Here is a 19,824-nt window from a genome sequence, read left to right as displayed (position 1 = left end):
CGAACGCAGCCTCGCAGGCTCGGCAGCTGCTACAGGTCCGTGCTCACCGTTGATGCAAATCAAGATACCCAACCGCCCCACGCCCTAGACTCGCAGACACTGCCAGCCTATCCGGGGGAATGCCCGCATGATGCTCGACGCCATTAGTTGGGACACCGATCTGATCCGCCGTTATGACTTGGCGGGACCGCGTTACACCTCTTACCCGACTGCGGTGCAATTCAACGGTCAGGTCGGCTCGTTCGACCTGTTCCACGCGCTGCGCGACAGCCGCAAGACGATGCGTCCGTTGTCGCTGTACGTGCACGTGCCGTTTTGCGCGAACATTTGCTACTACTGCGCCTGCAACAAAGTCATCACCAAAGACCGTGGCCGCGCCCTGCCCTACTTGCAGCGCCTTGAGCAGGAAATCCAGCTGATCGCCTGTCACCTCGACCCGGCGCAGAAGGTCGAACAGCTGCACTTTGGCGGTGGCACCCCGACTTTTCTCAGTCATGATGAACTGCGCCAGTTGATGGCCCAGTTACGCAAACACTTCAACTTGTTGGATGACGATTCCGGCGACTATGGCATCGAAATCGACCCTCGTGAAGCCGACTGGTCGACCATGGGCCTGCTGCGCGAACTGGGCTTCAACCGCGTCAGCATTGGCCTGCAAGACCTCGACCCGGCGGTGCAACGGGCGGTCAATCGCCTGCAAAGCCTGGAAGAAACCCGCGCAGTAATCGACGCCGCCCGGACCCTGCAATTTCGTTCGATCAACATTGACCTGATTTATGGCTTGCCCAGGCAGACGCCCGAAAACTTCGCCCACACCGTCGATGAAGTGATCAACCTGCAACCAGATCGGCTCTCGGTATTCAACTATGCGCACCTGCCAGAACGCTTCATGCCACAGCGGCGCATCAACAGCGACGAGCTGCCCACGCCAGCGCAGAAGCTGGAAATGCTCCAGCGCACCATTGAACAACTGACCGCTGCCGGCTACCGCTACATCGGCATGGACCACTTTGCCCTGCCCGACGACGAATTGGCTATTGCCCAGGAAGATTCGACCCTGCAACGCAACTTTCAGGGCTACACCACCCACGGCCATTGCGATCTGATCGGTTTGGGGGTGTCCGCCATCAGCCAGATCGGCGACCTGTACTGCCAGAACACCAGCGACCTGGCGCAATACCAGAACACCCTGGCCACCGCTCAACTGGCCACCTGCCGTGGCCTGGTGTGCAACGCCGATGACCGGTTGCGACGGGCGGTGATACAGCAGCTAATCTGCAATTTCAGCCTGGAATTCGTCGAAATCGAGGAGGTCTTCAACATCGACTTTCGCGGTTACTTCGGCCAATTGTGGCCGCAGCTTCAGACCATGGCCGATGACGGCTTGATCACCCTCGACAACGAACGAATCACCGTTCTGCCGGCCGGTCGTTTGCTGGTGCGGTCGGTGTGCATGGTGTTTGATGCCTATCTGCAAGAGCTCAACCACCAACGGTTTTCCAGGGTGATCTAGCCACCCCCAAACATCGCCCTATATCGTCTCAGGACAATATCTGCGCAAACTGGCCGGAACGCCCTCCTGTGGGTTACCCTTACGTCTTATGTGTGTTTCCCACAAGGATTGAAGAAATGTCCGAGCCAGTCAAACTGCGTGCTCATAACCAGGCCCATTGCAAGGATTGCAGCCTCGCCCCCCTGTGTTTACCGCTGTCTCTGAACCTGGAAGACATGGATGCACTGGACGACATCGTCAAACGCGGCCGCCCGCTGAAAAAAGGCGAGTTCCTGTATCGCCAGGGCGACACTTTCGATTGCGTTTACGCAGTACGCTCCGGCGCCCTCAAGACGTTCAGCCTGAGCGACAGTGGTGAGGAGCAACTCACCGGCTTCCACCTGCCGAGTGAACTGGTCGGCCTGTCGGGCATGGACACCGAAAAGCATCCCGTGTCCGCGCAAGCGCTGGAAACGACTTCGGTGTGCGAAATCCCTTTCGACCGCCTCGACGAACTGGCCCTGCAACTGCCGCAACTGCGCCGTCAGTTGATGCGCGTCATGAGCCGCGAGATTCGTGAAGATCAACAAATGATGTTGCTGCTGTCGAAAAAAACCGCCGACGAGCGCATCGCCACGTTCCTGGTCAACCTGTCCGCACGTTTTCGCGCCCGCGGCTTCTCGGCCAACCAGTTCCGCCTGAGCATGTCGCGCAACGAAATCGGCAACTACCTGGGGCTGGCCGTCGAAACCGTGTCCCGGGTCTTCACCCGATTCCAGCAGAACGAATTGATCGCGGCCGAAGGCAAAGAAATCCATATCCTTGACCCGATCCAGCTCTGTGCGTTGGCCGGCGGCTCTGTCGAAGGCTGATTACAACCCTTGCGGCTGAGCGAAACCGTTCAGCCGCCGTTATACTGCGACGTTTGCAACCTGCCAGGACACCTTGACGATGGTCTTCGACTCCTTCGACATCAAATCCCTGATCCGCCCCGTGATCGACTTCCCCAAGCCGGGTGTGATCTTTCGTGACATCACACCGTTGTTTCAATCGCCCACGGCCCTGCGCCTGGTGATGGACAGCTTTGCCCATCGCTACGTCGAAGCCGATTTCACCCACATTGGTGCGATGGATGCGCGTGGCTTTCTGATCGGTTCGGTGCTGGCCTATCAGCTGAACAAGCCGCTGGTGTTGTTCCGCAAGCAAGGCAAACTGCCGGCCGACGTGCTGGCCGAAGGTTACGCGACCGAGTACGGCGAAGCGTTCCTCGAAGTGCATGCCGACAGCCTGTGCGAGGGCGATTCGGTCGTGATGTTCGATGACCTGATCGCCACGGGCGGTACACTCATCGCCGCGGCGAACCTGATTCAACGCATGGGCGCGAGGGTCCATGAAGCGGCGGCGATTATTGATTTGCCGGAGCTGGGCGGGTCGCAGCGGTTGGAGGATATGGGGATTCCTACTTTCTGCCTGACGCAGTTTGCGTTGACTGACAAGTAAGCGGTGCCTTCAAAATTCGCGAGCAGGCTCGCTCCCACTAGGGTTTTGTGAACACCACAAATCCAGTGTGGGAGCGAGCCTGCTCGCGAAGGCGTCAGTGGCAACACTTCAGGCATCAAAGCCCCATCTGCTTACTGATAATCTCGTTCATCACTTCCCGCGTCCCGCCTCCAATCGACAAAATCCGGTTATCCCGGTACAGGCGCTCCACCAGGCTTTCGCGCATGTAACCCAAACCACCGAGGATCTGCACCGCGTCGGTGACGATCCGGTCCGCGGTATCGGTGGCAAAATTCTTCGCCATCGAAATCTCCTTGATCACACTCTTCCCCGTCGCCATCTTCGCCGCCTGGCGATAAGTAAAATCCCGGGACACCTCCAGCGCTGTCGCCATCTCGGCGAGGCGGTGTTTGAGTACCTGGAACTTGCCGATGGGCTTACCGAAAGCTTCGCGCTGGCGTGCCCATTTCAGGCTTTCCTCCAGCGCCAGCTGCGCGGTCATGTTGGCCATCAGCGCCAACGCCAGCCGCTCACTTTGAAAGTTGCCCATGATGCAGGCGAAGCCCATGTTTTCCGCACCGATCAGATTACCCACCGGCACCCTGCAATCGTCGAAGAACAACTCCGCCGTGTCCGACGCCCACCAGCCCATTTTCTTCAGCTGACGGCCAACGGTGAAACCGGGTGTGCCCTTTTCGATCAACAACAGGCTGATACCACCAAAACCCGGCTCGCCAGTGCGCACCGCGACGGTGTAGAAATCGGCACGAACGCCGCTGGTGATAAAGGTTTTGCTGCCGCTTACGCGGTAGAAGTCGCCGTCGTGCACGGCACGGGTTTGCAGGTTGGCGACGTCGGAACCGCCGCCGGGTTCGGTGACGGCCAAGGCGCTGATCTTCTCGCCGGACAATACCTGTGGCACGACGCGATCGCGGACTTCAGGCCTGGCCCACTTGAGGATCGGTGGCAGGCCGATGTCCAGCGAACCGAGACCGGCCACCAGTCCCCCAGAACCGCAGCGCATCAGCTCTTCGCTGGCGGCGACCTTGGCGAACAGATCGCCTTCGTGACTGCCGCCCAGTGCTTCGGGGTAGCCAATGCCCAGAATCCCCGCGCTACCAGCCTTGAGGTAGAGCTCACGGGGGAAGCTTTCCGCTTCCTCCCACTGATTAATGTCCGGGAGAATCTCACGCTCGACGAAACGTCTGACGCTGTCACGGACCAATTGATGGCTGGGATCGAAGTATTCCTGAAAGGCAGGCATCGGCGAACTCCACTGAAGATTCAGCGACGTTAACCGAGCGCTTGCTTGGTTTTCAACAGGAATGTGAATCAGCGGGACCGAGGCGCCTCCATCGCGGGCAAGCCCGCTCCCACAGGTGCAGCGCTGTACCTGCTGGGAGCGGGCTTGCCCGCGAAGGGGCCATTTCAGCCACTACAAGGCAATCGGCTTACGCCCCGCAAACGAATGCGCCAACGTCCCGCCATCCACCAACTCCAGCTCGCCACCCAACGGCACGCCATGGGCGATACGCGAGGCAATCAGGCCTTTATTGCTGAGCAACTGTGCGATGTAGTGCGCCGTCGCCTCACCCTCCACCGTCGGGTTGGTCGCCAGGATCACTTCCGTGAAGCTCCCGGCCTCTTCAATCCGCGCCATCAATTGCGGGATACCAATCGCTTCAGGCCCGAGGCCGTCAAGCGGAGACAAATGCCCCTTGAGGACAAAGTAACGACCACGAAACCCGGTCTGCTCCACCGCATAGACATCCATCGGCCCTTCCACCACACACAACAAGGTGTCGTCGCGACGGGTATCCGCGCACTGCGGGCAAAGGTCGTCTTCGGTCAGCGTGCGGCATAACCGGCAATGGCCCACCCCTTCCATGGCCTGGCTCAAGGCCGACGCCAGTCGCGAACCACCGCTGCGATCACGTTCAAGCAGTTGCAGCGCCATGCGCTGGGCGGTTTTCTGACCCACGCCCGGCAAAATTCGCAGGGCATCGATCAATTGGCGAATCAAAGGGCTGAAGCTCATGGGGAAACGTCCGACAAAACAACGAGACGCGGTTTATACCCGCGCCTCTCTTTAGCGTCAAATACTCAGTCTTGAGATACCCGCACCACCAGTTTGCCGAAGTTACGCCCTTCCAGCAGACCGATGAACGCTTCGGGCGCCTGCTCCAGGCCATCGACCACGTCTTCGCGGAATTTAACCTTGCCATCACGGACCCACGGCGCCATGGCACTGATGAATTCCGGCTGCCGGTCACCATAGTCATCGAACACGATGAAGCCCTGAATCCGCACGCGCTTGGTCAAAAGCGTCCGCTGCAATTGCGGCAGGCGATCCGGACCGGTCGGTGCTTCGTGGGCATTGTAGGAAGCGATCAGGCCACACAGCGGAATCCGCGCCTTGGGATTGAGCAGCGGAACGACCGCGTCGAACACCTTGCCGCCGACGTTCTCATAGTAAATGTCGATACCGCTGGAGCACGCCTGCGCCAACTCATCGGCAAAGTTCGGGCTCTTGTGGTCAACGCACGCATCAAAACCTAACTCGTCGACGACATAACGGCATTTTTCCGCACCACCGGCCACACCGACCACGCGCAGGCCCTTGATCTTCGCCACCTGGCCGACCACTGAACCCACCGCCCCGGACGCCGCCGCGACCACCAGTGTTTCACCGGCCTTCGGCTGACCAATGTCCATCAAGCCCATATAAGCCGTCATGCCCGGCATGCCCAGCACCCCCAAGGCCATCGACGGGCTTGCCAGACCGGACGGCACCGGGATGATATTTCGACCGTCGCTGATGCTGTGGCTTTGCCAGCCGGTGGCACCCACCACCACATCACCTTCCTGGAATTTTGGATTCGACGATCGCTCGACCCGGCTGACAGCCCCACCGGTCATCACCTCGCCGATTTCCACGGGGGCGGCGTAGGACGGAGCATCACTCATGCGACCGCGCATGTACGGGTCCAGCGACAGGTAGAGGGTCTTGAGCAGTACCTGGCCATCAGCGAGGTCCGGAAGTGCCTCCCTCTCCAGACGAAAATTCTCCGGCGTCGGCGCGCCTACCGGGCGGGATGCCAGGACGATACGTTGGTTGAGGGTCAATGCTTGTGGCATGTGAGCGTCTCCTGTTTATCGAGAATCGGGTGGTATAGGGGAGCAGACCGTTTGGGTGGTGTGGCGTTCGAAGTTTCTGACTCCGATCGTTCCCACGCTCTGCGTGGGAATGCAGCCCGGGACGCTCCGCGTCCCAGCAGCGGACGCAGAGCGTCCATTGAGGCATCACCCATCAGCCACAAACGAAAATGCCAGGCGCGATGCCTGGCATTTTTTTGTAGCTCATCCGACGCGCTTTAGCGAATCAGAATGGCAGTTTCATGCCCGGCGGCAGTTGCATGCCAGCGGTCACGCCGGACATTTTGTCCTGGCTATTGGCTTCGATCTTGCGCACGGCATCGTTGACGGCGGCGGCGACGACGGCTTCCAGCATTTCTTTGTCGTCTTCGCTCAAGCCTTCGACCAGGCTCGGGTCAATGGTCACGCTCTTGACGTCGTGACGACCGGTCATCACCACGGTGACCATATCGCCGCCCGCTTTACCGATGACTTCGGCGTTGGCCAGCTCTTCCTGCATCTTGGCCATTTTTTCCTGCATCTGCTGTGCCTGCTTCATCAGGCCGGCCATGCCACCTTTCATCATGGGAATCACCTCAAAAGTACTTGGATTAAACAGCGCCCGATCCTGTTGACCGAACGCCTTCAGTTATTAGCCCTGACTGACCAGAGCGTCGACAGGTTCAATAGTATCGTTACGGATCACCGCACCGAACTGTTGCATCATTTGCTGGATGAACGGATCGCCGTGGATCGACTCTTCGGCTTCGCGCTGACGGTTGGCACGGCGCCGGGATGCCGCCTGTGCCGGGGTTTCCTGTTCAGGCTTGATCAGCTCCATGCTCAGGGTCAGTGTGCGCCCGTGAAACTGGTTCAGCGCATCATTGAGGCGACGCTGCTGGGTCGCGTTGAACAAGGCGCTGTGGGCCGGGTCCAGGTGCATCAGCCAGTGATCACCCTCGACGGAAATCAACGTGCAGTTGGCGGCGATGCTGCCCGTCATGCCGGAGATCGGCAGTTTCGGGAACAGCTCCAGCCATTGCGCCGCCAGACCGGTGGCCGGCATCGCAGCCGGTTCCGGCTCTGGCTCCGGCCCGGGATCGGCGGCATGCTCGCTGGCCAGTTCATCGAGGTAGCTGTAGGCCGAATCCATGTCCGGCTCGATGTAATCCTCGTCCAGCGGCGGCTCGTCGTCCTGATCCATGCCCGGCGTGGCGGCATCGACGTCGGCAACGGACGGTTCCGGGATCGGCGCAGCGGCCCACTCCGGCGCGTCGGGCACCACGCTGTCCGGCGTTGGCAACGGCATGGGCGGCAACTCAGGCTGCTCGCCAGCGGTTTCCAGCACCGGCTCGATGGCGGGTTGCTGCACAACTTCGGGCGTGACCGGGTCATTCCACGGCAGGTCGACGACTTCCTCGACCACAACGGGCTCAACCACCGGTTCAGGCACGACAACGGGCGCAACCGGTTCAGGTTCCGGCGCGGGAACTGGAACTGGAGCAGGTGCAACTGCCGCAGCAACTACCGGCGCGACAACGGGCGCGGTAGCCACTGAATTTGCGGAATCAACTGTGGCCTGGCTGATCCCCACTGGCTTTAGCGGTTGCCTCGGAGCATCCGCGGTGTCTGCCGGGCGGAAAGCGAGCATCCGCAGCAGCACCATTTCAAAACCACCACGCGGGTCCGGCGCCAGCGGTAAATCACGCCGGCCGATAAGGCCCATCTGGTAATAAAACTGCACGTCTTCGGCCGGCAAGGCCTGGGCCAGCGCCAGCACCCGGTCACGGTCGCCGTGACCGTTGTCGACGCCTTCAGGCAAGGCCTGGGCGATGGCGACACGGTGCAGCACGTTGAGAATTTCCGAGAGTACGCCGTTCCAGTCCGGGCCTTGTTCGGCCAGATGGCGGACGGCTTCAAGCAACGCCTTGGCGTCACCTTCGATCAACGCATGCAGAACGTCGTAGACCTGGCCGTGATCCAGCGTCCCGAGCATCGCCCGCACGTCAGCGGCCATGACCTTGCCTTCACCGAAGGCGATGGCCTGGTCGGTGAGACTCATGGCGTCGCGCATCGAGCCATCGGCGGCACGTCCCAGCAGCCACAGCGCGTCATCTTCGAACGGCACGTTCTCGACACCCAGCACGTGGGTCAAATGCTCAACCACACGTTCCGGCGTCATGTTCTTCAGGGAGAATTGCAGGCACCGCGACAGAATGGTTGCAGGAAGTTTCTGCGGATCGGTCGTCGCCAGGATGAACTTGACGTAGGGTGGAGGCTCTTCAAGGGTTTTCAACAGCGCATTAAAGGAATGGCTGGAGAGCATGTGCACTTCGTCGATCAGGTAAACCTTGAAGCGCCCACGACTCGGGGCGTACTGCACGTTGTCGAGCAGTTCGCGGGTGTCCTCGACCTTGGTCCGGCTCGCGGCGTCGATCTCGATCAAGTCGACAAAGCGCCCTTCATCGATTTCGCGGCAGACCGAGCACTCGCCGCACGGCGTCGACGTGATACCTGTTTCACAGTTCAGGCATTTGGCGATGATGCGCGCGATGGTAGTCTTGCCGACCCCGCGGGTACCGGTAAACAGGTAGGCGTGGTGCAACCGCTGGCTGTCCAAGGCATTGATCAGAGCCTTGAGCACATGGGTCTGGCCGACCATTTCGCGGAACGAGCGCGGACGCCATTTACGTGCAAGAACCTGATAACTCATCGAAAACCGTCGCAACGAAGGAACAGAAGCGGCTAATGCTAGCGGAGCAAGGGCAAAATTGCATCCGGTGTGCTCGTCTAATCTGGCTAAGCTGCACTTTGGGGGCTCTAATCAGCCCGGTTTCAGAGGTACCGGAGCGTTTATGCGTTGTGCCTTGGGGGCATTGCTGTGGATAAGCCTGAACGTCGACGCTGCCGAATCGCCGTTGCGCTTTGTCGTGCCTGACAGTTGGGCGATGCCGATGGTGCAACTGGATCACGGTGGCGTGACCCAGGGCATTCTGTATGACGTGATGCTCAGCCTCGCCACTCAGGTCGGTGTGCCAGCCGAATTTCATGTAATGCCCCGGGCGCGGGTGCAAAACGCCATGGAACACGGCGAGGTCGATGTGCGTTGCTATGCCGCACAGTCCTGGCTACCCAATCAGTCCGGCGACTACATCTGGAGCATTCCGATTTGGCATCAGCACGACGTGCTGATCGGCCTGCCAGAATCGCCAGATTCGATAACGCCAGCCAATTTGCCTCGGCAACCGGTCGGCACGGTACTCAGCTATAGCTATCCGACGCTGCAACCCTTGTTCGACACCGACCGCCTGCTCCGCGAAGATGCACGCAATCAGGAGCAAGTACTGGAAAAGCTCCACGCCGGGCGCTATCGCTATGCCGTGAGCAATCAATGGACACTGGACTGGTTCAACCAGCGCCTGTTACCCGACCGGCAACTGAAAGCGCTGGCCGTGTTGCAGGAACAGAATGTCGGCTGTTACGTGCGCAACGATCCCAAGGTGCCGGTGCAGCGAATTCTGCGCACGTTGCTGCGGATGAAAATGTCGGGGGAGATTGATGACATTATTCGCCTGTACATCGGGAGCAAGTCATCCAACGTGGTGGCTAATTGAGGAAAGAGAATGGCCTGAACTGCTTACCATTTAAGAGAGCCAGTTCAGGACTTAATCTAATAATAATCTCTCAACAGCGTTAGATTGCTAAACATTTGACCAGGCTGGGCAATGCACTAATGGAAATATAGTGCAGGCGATTTCAACACGCATTACTTATTAAGACCCAGCATGGCGCGCTGTGCCTCAGTCAAAGATTCGATACTGACCATTGCAGGAGTATTGATGCTCACCTTGGCGACTGGTTTACCCATATCAGCCGAGATTGACTCTGGAAGTTTGTACATCGCACCGGTTACCGGGTCGACGATAAGCAGTCCAATCAAACCTCCGATCAAGAAGTTACCCCAATACCAGCCGCTAATGTCCGAATCCAGGGTCACTGTCTTATCGGAATACCCCTCCTTCTTGAATAGCAAGGTATAGGTCTGCCCGGAAAAATAACCTTTACCAGACTTCAGCGTCACCGTGCTAGGCGCGTTGCCTGTATGGACGATCTGGCCCGACCTGTTCCGGATTTCAAAGGAAGCGCCCTCTGGCGCACTCATGACCGCCACCGGATACTCCGTTTCTCCGACGATGCTGGCACAGCCGTGAAGACTCAATATCGCTGCGAACGCAGCCGTTATTCTTATTATTCGTGTATTCATTGCCAGCCCCATTTGTTCTGCCGTCATTGCGGCGGCCTTTATTGGCCGACGCAGACTGTATAGAACGTTTCAAAACATGTCCGAACGGCTCAGAAGTTTTCATGGCTTTTCATGACTTTTCAGGGGTTTGGCATTTATGCACTGAATCCGCACTATTCGGACATTAGTTGCTCAACATCCAGACTGTGATTCCAATGTCTCATCCGCAGTCGCCTGGAGTTCAACACCACAACTGGTACGGAGAATTAGACCATCGGTTGTCGCCCCCAAGGTAACGCTTGACGTGGATCAAGTAAGACCGATGGCACGATGTTACTAATTAGATAACTGCTCAGGTTCACCTGGCCAGGTCATCAAATCCAATCAGGAGGTAAAATGTTTACAAAAAAGTGGACTGTAGCTGTGGTTTCCACAGTATTAGCCATCACCGCCCAAGCCGGGTTAGCTCAAGGAGTCTTTCTCACGCCGACTGTGAATGATGCAAAAGTTGTTCAACATGGTGGTGGCTGCCGCAAAGCTTCTCCCCCAGGCCAGTGCTGCCATGCCGGATCGCAGCCGTACCACTGCCACTGATTATGGTGAGAGGACCACAGAGGTATAGGCTTGGAAGGAGAAATCGAGTCGACTAGAACGCCCAGCACGGCGCACCACTTGGGTGTACCTAAACGCTGTCGCACTTCGAGATTTTTTGACTGACAAATCCTTGTAGAACCAAGGATTAGAATAGGTGGTAACCCCACCAGCCACACCCCGGCACACAATGTCACCGCTGCGGCTGCTCCCTTCCAGGCCTGACCGGGTTCACGGTTGATCGTTGCGGGGGGACCGATGGGGTCACCATAACGACACTCACCTGACGGCGAGCCGCGCCATTGTACCTATCTGAGACGAAGTTACAACCGTTGGCGCGGATTAAAAAAAATGAGCAGCTTCAAGGACATGCAATACCTCTGAAACCCCGCACTCTGTAGCAGCTGCCGAAGGCTGCGTCCGGCTGCGCAGCAGTCGTAAAATCAGACGACGCGGTTTTTCAGGTAAGCCACCATCACCGAATTGGCGACTGCTGCGCAGCCGAACGCAGCCTCGCGCTGCTCGACAGCTGCTACAAGCGATTGCTGGCGGATGCGGTGTTGGCGATCGTTAGAGGTCCCGCAACACCTCATCCGCCCTGCCGCCCTCTTGCTGGATTACCAAGTGAATGAAGTGCAACTTGGCGATCACCGCTGGCGGCAGGACAAACGGATAGAAATCCGGCTGCCCCATGCTGCGTGACAGCTCATTGAGCATCCCGGCCAGTTCGAGCCACGCCTTGACGAACGCCAGAAACGCCGTGCCGCCCGGATGCTGCGGATCGTAGAGTGTGCTCGACGGAAATGGCGGGTAATCGAAATCCATTTCCCGCGCACTCATGCCAAAACCCAGGGCAGTGTCCACCGCATCCATCATGTGCAGGTAATGCGCCCAGGTTTCCGCCCAGTCTTCCCACGGGTGCATGGTCGCGTAGGCGCTGACGCATTGCTGTTGCCAGTCGAGCGGCGCGCCTTGCTGGTAATGCCGCTCCAGCGCCTCTGCGTAGCTCGCCCGCTCGTCACCGAACAGTCCGCGGAACGGTTCCAGCCATTGGCTGTTGGCGATCAGCCGATCCCAGTAGTAATGCCCGACCTCATGGCGAAAATGCCCGAGCAATGTGCGATAGGGTTCGTGCATCTGCACCCGGAGCTGCTCGCGGTGCGCATCATCGGCTTCTTTGATGTCGAGGGTGATCAGGCCGTTGGCGTGCCCGGTGGTCGGCGGCTTGCCTTCCAGATCGACACCGACGAAATCAAACGCCAGACCGGTGTCTTCGTCGAGAGCTTTGGGAATCACCTGCAAACCCAGACTGATCAACTGCGCGATCAGACGCCGCTTGGCCGTTTCCACCTTGCACCAGCGGTCGTGGTTTTCCGTAATCGAGAGGTCAGGGATGGTGTGATTCAGACTACAGGCGATGCACAGCGCATCGTGGTCATTGGCCGGGAGTAGCCAGTTGCACGCGGCCGGGGAATCGAGATTGGCGCAGCGGCGGAACACGCCGGCTTGAGGGTCGGCATCGAGCCGCCAGGTATCAGCCTGCAAATCCGGTTGCAGGGACGACAAGCGACTCTGTTCGGGCTGATAACCCAACGCCGCCGAACAGGCCAGGCACTGGCTGTTGCGAAAGAACAGCGACTGCCCGCAACGGCACTGCCAGACCTTGCTGTTACGCGAGTTTTCACCGATGAAGGGCGCGGCGATGCGCGAGCTGAGCTGTTCGAAGAAGCGGTACATGGCGATCTCTCCCTGGGGGTTGCCAAGACTAGATCATTCTCACGCAGCGATCGTTCCCACGCTCTGCGTGGGAATGCATCTTGTGACGCTCCGCGTCAAAGGGACGCGGAGCGTCCAGGGCGGCATTCCCACGCGGAGCGTGGGAACGATCACTACTCGACAGGGATGCCGTGATGCTTCAGGAACTCAACGAACGCTTCTTCATCGAGTACCTTCAACCCCAGCTCATTAGCCTTGGCCAACTTGGAACCCGCCCCCGGCCCCGCCACCACGCAATGGGTCTTGGCGGACACCGAACCTGCCACCTTGGCGCCAAGGCTTTCAAGTTTGTCCTTGGCAATGTCGCGGCTCATCAACTCCAGCGAACCGGTCAGCACCCAGGTCTGCCCTGCCAGCGGCAAGCCTTCGACGACTTTCTTCTCGCTCTGCCAGTGCATGCCAAAATCGCGCAGCTGCTTCTCGGCAGCCTCAGCGAGCTGTCGATTATCCTCGAGCGCAAAAAACTCGCGAACCGAATTGGCCTGTTTCTCCGGCAACGCCTGGCGCATGTCCAGCCAGTCTGCGCTCATCACCGCTTCCAGCGAGCCAAACTTGTCCGCCAGCTTCTGCGCCCCACCCGGTCCGACCGAAGGAATGTGCAGTTTGTCGAGTAATCCGCCGAGCGTGGTGCTCGCCGCAAACTCGGCGCCCAGCTCGCCTTGATCCTGAATCTGCAGGCCGTGCTTGAGCAGTTCGTCGATCACTTGCTGGTTATGTGCATCTTCAAAGAAGCGGTGGATCTCGTGAGCCACTTCCAGACCAACGTCCGGCAAGTACGTGAGTACGTGCGGCAATGCCTGCTGAACCCGCTCCAGCGAGCCGAGGGAGCGCGCCAGCACCTTGGCCGTCTCTTCGCCGACATCGGGAATCCCAAGGGCGTAGATGAAGCGTGCCAGGCTCGGCTTTTTGCTGTCCTCGATGGCACTCAAAAGCTTGTTGCTCGATACCTCGGCAAACCCCTCAAGATCGACAATGTCGTCGAACTTCAAGGCATACAAATCGGCCGGCGAACCCACCAGGCCTTCGTCGACCAGTTGCTCGACGCTCTTGTCCCCCAAGCCCTCGATGTCCATCGCGCGACGGGAAACGAAGTGAATAATCGCCTGCTTTAGCTGCGCACCGCAGGCCAGACGACCGACGCAACGGTATACCGCGCCCTCGCTGACGGTCTCGCGACCTTTGCTGCGTTTGACCAGTTGCGTGCGCTCGACCTGCGAACCGCACACCGGGCACTGCTCGGGAATCTGTACCGGGCGAGCATCTTCCGGGCGGCGCTCAAGCACCACTTGCACCACTTGGGGAATCACGTCACCCGCACGGCGGATGATCACCGTATCGCCGATCATCAGGCCCAGACGCGCAACCTCATCCATGTTGTGCAAGGTCGCATTGGCCACGGTGACACCGGCCACCTTGACCGGCCTCAAGCGCGCCACCGGCGTGACGGCGCCGGTACGCCCCACCTGGAACTCGACGTCGAGCAGCTCGGTGAGTTCTTCCATGGCCGGAAATTTGTGCGCGATAGCCCAACGCGGTTCGCGCGCGCGGAAACCCAGTTCACGCTGAGAGGCGATGCTGTTGACCTTGAACACCACACCGTCGATTTCATACGCCAGCCCGTTACGGCGCTCGCCGATGTCACGGTAGTAATCCAGGCATTCGTCGATGCCGTGCGCCAGTTTCAGCTCATGACTGATCGGCATGCCCCACACCTGGAGCTGCTTGAGATTACCTATGTGCGTGTCGGCAATGTCCGCCGAAATCTGGCCAATACCGTAGCAGCAGAACTCCAGCGGGCGGTTGGCAGTGATCTTTGAATCCAGCTGTCGCAGGCTACCGGCTGCCGCGTTTCGCGGGTTGGCGAAGGTCTTGCCGCCGACTTCCAGCTGGGTGGCGTTGAGTCGTTCGAAACCGGCCTTGGACATGAACACTTCGCCGCGCACTTCCAGGGTCGCGGGCCAGCCAGTGCCATGCAACTTGAGCGGGATGTTGCGCACCGTGCGCACGTTGACGCTGATGTCTTCACCGGTGGTGCCGTCGCCCCGCGTCGCGCCGCGTACCAGCACGCCGTCCTGATACAGCAAGCTGACCGCCAAGCCATCGAGCTTGGGTTCGCAACTGTATTCCACCGCTGCACCGCCACCGAACAGATCACCCGCCGGCAGGTCCAGGCCTTCTGTCACTCGGCGATCGAACTCGCGCATGTCGGTTTCTTCGAAGGCATTACCGAGGCTGAGCATCGGCACTTCGTGACGCACCTGCGTGAACGCCGACAACGCCGCGCTGCCCACGCGCTGGGTCGGCGAATCGCTGGTGATCAGTTCGGGGTTAGCCGCTTCAAGGGCCTTTAGTTCGTGGAACAACCGGTCGTATTCGGCGTCCGGAATGCTTGGCTCGTCCAGTACGTGATAACGATAGTTGTGCTGATCCAGCTCAGCGCGCAGCTCTAGAATGCGGTTTTTGGCGGCGGTCATGGGTGTTCTCTCATAAAGCAAAAGAGCAGCCGAGGCTGCTCTATCTCATATCATCAAAATCAAGAGATCGCAGCCTCGTTTCACTCGACAGCTCCTACAGGGATAGCGATTTTCTGTAGGAGCTGTCGAGTGAAACGAGGCTGCGATCGTTTGACCTTAGCGCTTCTGGGTCAGGGCGCGACGCTCGAATTCAACGATGCGCTGACGGTAGTGCTCAATCGTCTGGGCGGTCAACACGCTGCGCTGGTCGTCTTTGAGTTCGCCATTCAGCTCCTGGGACAGTTTGCGCGCCGCTGCCACCATCACGTCGAAGGCTTGCTTGGGATGACGCGGGCCTGGCAGACCGAGGAAGAAGCTCACGGCCGGGGTGCTGAAGTGGTCAATGTCATCCAGATCAAAAACACCCGGCTTGACTGCGTTGGCCATTGAGAACAGGACTTCGCCATTACCGGCCATGCTTTCGTGACGGTGGAAGATGTCCATCTCACCGAAACGCAAACCGCTTTCCAGAATGTTCTGCAACAGCGCCGGGCCTTTGAAACCGGCGGCGTCACGGCAGATCACGCTGATCACCAGAACTTCTTCAGCTTGTGGCTGTTCTTTTTCACTGACCGCTGGCGAGGCCTTGGTGTCATCCGGGAAATCGTCGTCACGACTGCTGAAGCTCGGGCCGCCGTCCAGATCCAGGCTGAGGTTCATGTCGCCCTGGGAAGGTTCGCCATGGCCACGCTTACCGCGCTTGGAACCCGATTCGCGCGGTTCACGGGCAGGCATGCTCACCGACGGCAGATCCTGCTCGTCCAGTTGCGGCTCTTTCTGCGTATCCAGCACACGGTGCGGACCCAGCAGCTCTGCACCGGCGTCCTCTTCCGGTAAATTGGACAAACTTCGATCAAGACGGAATTTCAGTTTTCCCTTGCCGCCGCGCATCCGGCGCCAGCCATCAAAAAGAATACCGGCAATGACAATAATGCCGATGACGATCAGCCACTCGCGCAGACCGATTTCCATGTAATCCCGTGCCTCTATAAAAAATGCTGAAAAATAAGGGGTTTACAACCTGTAAACCGCTTTAAAACGTGGCGCCAACTCTATGTTCTGACAGGCGTTTTGCCCACGTATACGAAAAATTGACATTAAACTAGCACGACCAAAGGCAACTTTACACCGTCTGTCAAAATCACTGCGCAAATTGTGTCAATTTGCCATCCTCCTTCAACAGGTAACTCGGTCGTAAGGTCTGCGCAGCTCTAGCGGCAAGTCTCAAGCTTCAAGCCTCAAGCTACCCACTTGCAGCTCACGGCTTGTAGCTTGTGGCTACGCCGCTAGGCGTCCACCATCGCCATTGCTTCCTCGACATCCACCGCCACCAGACGCGAGCAACCCGGTTCATGCATCGTTACACCCATCAGTTGTTCGGCCATTTCCATGGCGATCTTGTTGTGGGTGATATAGATGAATTGCACCGTTTGCGACATCTCTTTGACCAGTCGTGCGTAGCGTCCAACGTTAGCGTCATCCAGTGGTGCGTCAACTTCATCGAGCATGCAGAACGGCGCCGGGTTCAACTTGAAGATCGCAAAAACCAGTGCCAAAGCAGTCAGGGCTTTTTCGCCACCGGAGAGCAAATGGATGGTGCTGTTCTTCTTCCCTGGCGGCTGCGCCATGATCGTTACCCCTGTATCGAGTAGATCTTCGCCCGTCAGTTCCAAATACGCGCGCCCTCCACCGAAAACTTTTGGGAAAAGCGCCTGTAAACCGCCATTGATCTGATCAAAGGTATCTTTGAAGCGGTTACGGGTTTCCTTGTCAATCTTGCGAATCACGTTCTCGAGCGTGTCCAGCGCTTCAACCAGATCATCGTTCTGCGCATCCAGATATCGCTTACGCTCGGATTGCTGCTGGTATTCATCGATGGCCGCCAGGTTGATCGCACCGAGGCGCTGAATGCGCGCGGCGATGCGTTCGAGTTCTTCTTCGGCGTCCTTCTCGCTGACTTCGGCAGTGAGCGTGGCGAGCACGCCATGCAGGTCGTAGCCGTCTTCAAGCAACTGCTCTTCGAGGGCTTTGCGGCGCACGGTCAGGGCTTGCCACTCCATGCGCTGGGTTTCCATCTGACCGCGAATCAACTGCGACTGTTGCTCGGCCTGGTTACGCCGTTTCTCGGCATCGCGCAGTTCGCGGTCAGCGTCTTCCAGGGCGATCTGCGCGGTCTTGAGTTCTTCGTCGACGGTCATGCGCTTGTCGAGCAATTCTTCAAGTTTCAGCCGCAACTCTTCCAGTGGTGCCTCGCCCTCTTCCAGATTGAGGCTGAGCTGTTCGCGTTTTTCGGTCAGACGCTCGGACTGCATTTCCAGCCGTTCCAGCGCCTGGCGCGTCGAGTCATGTTGCGCCTTTAGCGAGCCGAGACGCACGGCCAATTGATGCGCGTGGTCCTTGTGCTGCCGGGCTTCCTGACGCACCCGATCCAGTCGCTCGCGCAAGCTGTCGCGCTGGGCCAGCAGCAATTCACGCTGCTCGGTGTCCAGCGCCATGGCGTCGAGGGCTTCCTGCAATTGCAGGCGCGCCTCACCGATGTTTTCGTGTTCCAGCGCACGCTGCTCGCTCAGCTCGGCCAACTCTTCGTCGAGACGCGTACGACGCAAGGTCAACTGTTCAGCCTTGGCTTTGCCGGCAGAAAGTTGTGCTTTCAATTCGCCTTGCTGGCGCGCTTCGTCTTGCAGCAGACGGCGCAGATGTTCGCGACCATTTTCCTGCTGACGCTGTTGCGCCCTGAGGTTTTGAAGTTGGGTTTCCAGGGTTTCGACCGTGGCTTCGCGCTCTTCGCGCTCCTCGGTCAAGCGCTGGATTTCCTGACCGCGCGCGAGCACACCGCTTTCGGCTTCGCTGGCCCGACGCACGCGCAAAAAGTGCCGACCGACCCAGTAACCATCACGACTGATCAGGCTCTGCCCTGCGGTCAATTGACCGCGCAGTGCCAACGCCTGTTCGAGGTTGTCGACCGGTTTGACCTGCCCCAGCCACGGTGACAAATCGATCTGCGCCTCAACCTTGTCGAGCAGGCTGCCCGGCACGCGCTCACCATCGCTGGCGGGGCTGAGCAAACGCAAATCGCCCTGGGCAAAACCGGCCAGGTCGAAATCGCCGAAGTCGTCCACCAACACCGCTTGCAGGTCGGCGCCGAGCACGGTTTCCACCGCCAGCTCCCAACCCGCTTCAACCTTCAAGCCTTCGGCCAGACGCGGACGATCCGCCAGATGTTGCTCACGCAACCATTCAGCGGTGCCGGTGCCCGGATCAAGCGCGGCTTGCTGCAAGGCTTCAAGGGACGCGAGACGACCGTTGAGGCGCTGCAGATCGCCTTGCGCCTGCTGCTGATTGTGCAGAGCCAGTTGCAGTTCCTGACGCAGTTGCTCAAGGCGTTCGACCTGGGCTTCTTCGCTGGCCTGCAAATCTTCAAGCGTTGCCTCGGACGCAGCAAGCTGTTCGCTGAGTTCCATGATCGCCGCGTCTTCCGGGTCTGCCGAAAGCAACGCGCGCTCTTCGCCGAGGCGCTTCTGACGGTCGGCCAAACGCTCCATGCTGGTTTCCAGCTGCTGGATCCGCGACTGTTGTACTTCAGACTGACGACGCGGCTCGGCGGCGGTCAGGTTGAACGTGTCCCACTGTTCCTGCCAACCGTGCATGGTGGTTTCGGATTCTTCCAGCGCAGCGGCGGCTTCTTCGGCGGCGGCGCTGGTGACTTCCTGCTCCGGCGTCAGCATGTCGAGCTCTTCGCCGAGGGTCAGCAACAGCGTGCGGTCGTGGCCCAGATGAGACTCGGTTTCCAGACGGGCGCGCTCGGCTTCTTTCAAATCGTCCTGCAACTGACGCAAGCGCTGCTGGCCGTGCTGGATGCTCTGCTCGACCCGGGCGATGTCGCCGCCGACCGAATAGAAGCGTCCTTGCACCAGATTAAAGCGTTCGGACAGGTCATGGTGCCCGTCCCGGAAGCGTTCGATGCTCGCATCGGCATTGCGTTGCTCGGCGACCAAGGCCTCGAAGGTGACTTCCTGGTTACCGATCACCGCTTCGCGCTGACCGACCTGTTCGTTCAACGCCTGCCAACGCAAGGCCGACAATTGGGCCTTGAGCTGCCGCTCTTCGCCTTTGAATTCCTGATACTTCTTCGCGGCTTCGGCCTGGCGGTGCAGACGCTCAAGCTGACGCTCCAGCTCTTCACGCAGGTCGGTCAGGCGCGCCAGGTTTTCGTGGGTGCGGCGGATGCGGTTTTCAGTCTCGCGCCGGCGCTCCTTGTACTTGGAGATACCCGCCGCTTCTTCAATAAAGTTGCGCAGGTCTTCGGGCTTGGACTCGATCAGCTTGGAGATCATCCCCTGCTCGATGATCGAGTAGCTGCGCGGGCCCAGGCCCGTACCCAGAAAGATATCGGTGATATCGCGACGGCGGCATTTGGTGCCGTTGAGGTAATAGGTGGTCTGGCTGTCGCGGGTCACTTTGCGGCGAATGGAGATTTCCGCATAGGCGGCGTATTCACCGAGCAGGGTGCCGTCGGAGTTGTCGAACACCAGCTCGATACTGGCCTGGCTCACCGGTTTACGGCTGGGCGAGCC

The 19,824-nt window shown here is 59.1% G+C and carries 14 protein-coding genes and 1 other RNA gene; 4 read left to right on the top strand and 11 right to left on the bottom strand.

The genetic code is table 11. From position 1 onward, the window contains the following. Positions 1-130: 130 nt before the first annotated feature. The 3 genes from hemN (at position 131) to PMI22_RS00325 (ending at position 2,992) form a co-directional block, all read left to right on the top strand. Positions 131-1,513 carry an oxygen-independent coproporphyrinogen III oxidase gene (gene hemN, locus PMI22_RS00315; RefSeq protein ID WP_033049806.1) on the top strand — a complete coding sequence of 461 codons (1,383 nt, stop codon included), beginning with the start codon at positions 131-133 and terminating at the stop codon, positions 1,511-1,513. 116 nt (positions 1,514-1,629) lie between these two features. Next, positions 1,630-2,364: a fumarate/nitrate reduction transcriptional regulator Fnr gene (fnr, locus tag PMI22_RS00320; RefSeq protein ID WP_007949482.1), complete on the top strand. Its 735-nt coding sequence runs from the start codon at positions 1,630-1,632 to the stop codon at positions 2,362-2,364. Between the two features lie 79 nt (positions 2,365-2,443). After that, complete coding sequence (locus PMI22_RS00325; protein WP_007949480.1) at positions 2,444-2,992, top strand: adenine phosphoribosyltransferase; 549 nt, start codon at positions 2,444-2,446, stop codon at positions 2,990-2,992. Positions 2,993-3,107: 115 nt separating this feature from the next. On the opposite strand, the gene PMI22_RS00330 is transcribed toward PMI22_RS00325, so the two are convergent. The 5 genes from PMI22_RS00330 to dnaX form a co-directional block, all read right to left on the bottom strand. After that, entirely contained in the window at positions 3,108-4,256 is a 1,149-nt protein-coding gene (locus PMI22_RS00330) for an acyl-CoA dehydrogenase family protein (protein ID WP_007949479.1), read from the bottom strand. 171 nt (positions 4,257-4,427) lie between these two features. Further along, complete coding sequence (gene recR, locus PMI22_RS00335) at positions 4,428-5,030, bottom strand: recombination mediator RecR (RefSeq protein WP_007949478.1); 603 nt, start codon at positions 5,028-5,030, stop codon at positions 4,428-4,430. 65 nt (positions 5,031-5,095) lie between these two features. Beyond that, positions 5,096-6,130, bottom strand: a complete 1,035-nt coding sequence (locus PMI22_RS00340) for an NADP-dependent oxidoreductase (RefSeq protein ID WP_007949477.1) — start codon at positions 6,128-6,130, stop codon at positions 5,096-5,098. Positions 6,131-6,374: 244 nt separating this feature from the next. After that, a complete protein-coding gene (locus PMI22_RS00345) occupies positions 6,375-6,713 on the bottom strand; it encodes a YbaB/EbfC family nucleoid-associated protein (protein ID WP_007949476.1) in 339 nt (112 codons plus the stop codon). Positions 6,714-6,779: 66 nt separating this feature from the next. Continuing rightward, a complete protein-coding gene (dnaX, locus tag PMI22_RS00350; RefSeq protein WP_007949474.1) occupies positions 6,780-8,840 on the bottom strand; it encodes a DNA polymerase III subunit gamma/tau in 2,061 nt (686 codons plus the stop codon). A 142-nt stretch (positions 8,841-8,982) separates the two neighbouring features. Between dnaX and PMI22_RS00355 the strand changes: the two genes are divergently transcribed. Then, on the top strand, positions 8,983-9,741 hold the full coding sequence (locus PMI22_RS00355) for a substrate-binding periplasmic protein (protein ID WP_007949473.1): 759 nt from the start codon (positions 8,983-8,985) through the stop codon (positions 9,739-9,741). Positions 9,742-9,893: 152 nt separating this feature from the next. On the opposite strand, the gene PMI22_RS00360 is transcribed toward PMI22_RS00355, so the two are convergent. The 6 genes from PMI22_RS00360 to smc all read right to left on the bottom strand — a co-directional run. Continuing rightward, complete coding sequence (locus PMI22_RS00360) at positions 9,894-10,418, bottom strand: hypothetical protein (protein WP_007949472.1); 525 nt, start codon at positions 10,416-10,418, stop codon at positions 9,894-9,896. A gap of 707 nt (positions 10,419-11,125) precedes the next feature. Then, an RNA gene (gene ffs / locus PMI22_RS30055) (signal recognition particle sRNA small type) lies at positions 11,126-11,222 on the bottom strand. Positions 11,223-11,531: 309 nt separating this feature from the next. Then, positions 11,532-12,698 (bottom strand): zinc-binding metallopeptidase family protein, encoded by a 1,167-nt coding sequence (locus tag PMI22_RS00365; RefSeq protein ID WP_007949471.1) that lies wholly within the window; start codon positions 12,696-12,698, stop codon positions 11,532-11,534. A gap of 152 nt (positions 12,699-12,850) precedes the next feature. Then, a complete protein-coding gene (gene ligA / locus PMI22_RS00370; RefSeq protein ID WP_007949470.1) occupies positions 12,851-15,211 on the bottom strand; it encodes an NAD-dependent DNA ligase LigA in 2,361 nt (786 codons plus the stop codon). A 156-nt stretch (positions 15,212-15,367) separates the two neighbouring features. Continuing rightward, positions 15,368-16,222, bottom strand: coding sequence for a cell division protein ZipA (zipA, locus tag PMI22_RS00375; protein WP_007949469.1), 855 nt, complete (start codon positions 16,220-16,222; stop codon positions 15,368-15,370). Positions 16,223-16,536: 314 nt separating this feature from the next. Next, a partial coding sequence (smc, locus tag PMI22_RS00380; protein WP_007949468.1) for a chromosome segregation protein SMC occupies positions 16,537-19,824 on the bottom strand: 3,288 nt, incomplete at its 5' end.

This window comes from Pseudomonas sp. GM21 (assembly GCF_000282215.1).
Lineage (GTDB): Bacteria > Pseudomonadota > Gammaproteobacteria > Pseudomonadales > Pseudomonadaceae > Aquipseudomonas.
This window is presented reverse-complemented; position numbering and strand designations above follow the sequence as displayed.

Bases quoted from the DNA above. Each gene is read 5' to 3' on its own strand.
- PMI22_RS00345 (WP_007949476.1), bottom strand. From the start codon at position 6,713: ATGATGAAAGGTGGCATGGCCGGCCTGATGAAGCAGGCACAGCAGATG.
- ligA (WP_007949470.1), bottom strand. From the start codon at position 15,211: ATGACCGCCGCCAAAAACCGCATTCTAGAGCTGCGCGCTGAGCTGGAT.
- PMI22_RS00325 (WP_007949480.1), top strand. From the start codon at position 2,444: ATGGTCTTCGACTCCTTCGACATCAAATCCCTGATCCGCCCCGTGATC.
- fnr (WP_007949482.1), top strand. From the start codon at position 1,630: ATGTCCGAGCCAGTCAAACTGCGTGCTCATAACCAGGCCCATTGCAAG.
- zipA (WP_007949469.1), bottom strand. From the start codon at position 16,222: ATGGAAATCGGTCTGCGCGAGTGGCTGATCGTCATCGGCATTATTGTC.
- dnaX (WP_007949474.1), bottom strand. From the start codon at position 8,840: ATGAGTTATCAGGTTCTTGCACGTAAATGGCGTCCGCGCTCGTTCCGC.
- PMI22_RS00330 (WP_007949479.1), bottom strand. From the start codon at position 4,256: ATGCCTGCCTTTCAGGAATACTTCGATCCCAGCCATCAATTGGTCCGT.
- PMI22_RS00360 (WP_007949472.1), bottom strand. From the start codon at position 10,418: ATGACGGCAGAACAAATGGGGCTGGCAATGAATACACGAATAATAAGA.
- PMI22_RS00340 (WP_007949477.1), bottom strand. From the start codon at position 6,130: ATGCCACAAGCATTGACCCTCAACCAACGTATCGTCCTGGCATCCCGC.
- PMI22_RS00355 (WP_007949473.1), top strand. From the start codon at position 8,983: ATGCGTTGTGCCTTGGGGGCATTGCTGTGGATAAGCCTGAACGTCGAC.
- recR (WP_007949478.1), bottom strand. From the start codon at position 5,030: ATGAGCTTCAGCCCTTTGATTCGCCAATTGATCGATGCCCTGCGAATT.
- hemN (WP_033049806.1), top strand. From the start codon at position 131: ATGCTCGACGCCATTAGTTGGGACACCGATCTGATCCGCCGTTATGAC.
- PMI22_RS00365 (WP_007949471.1), bottom strand. From the start codon at position 12,698: ATGTACCGCTTCTTCGAACAGCTCAGCTCGCGCATCGCCGCGCCCTTC.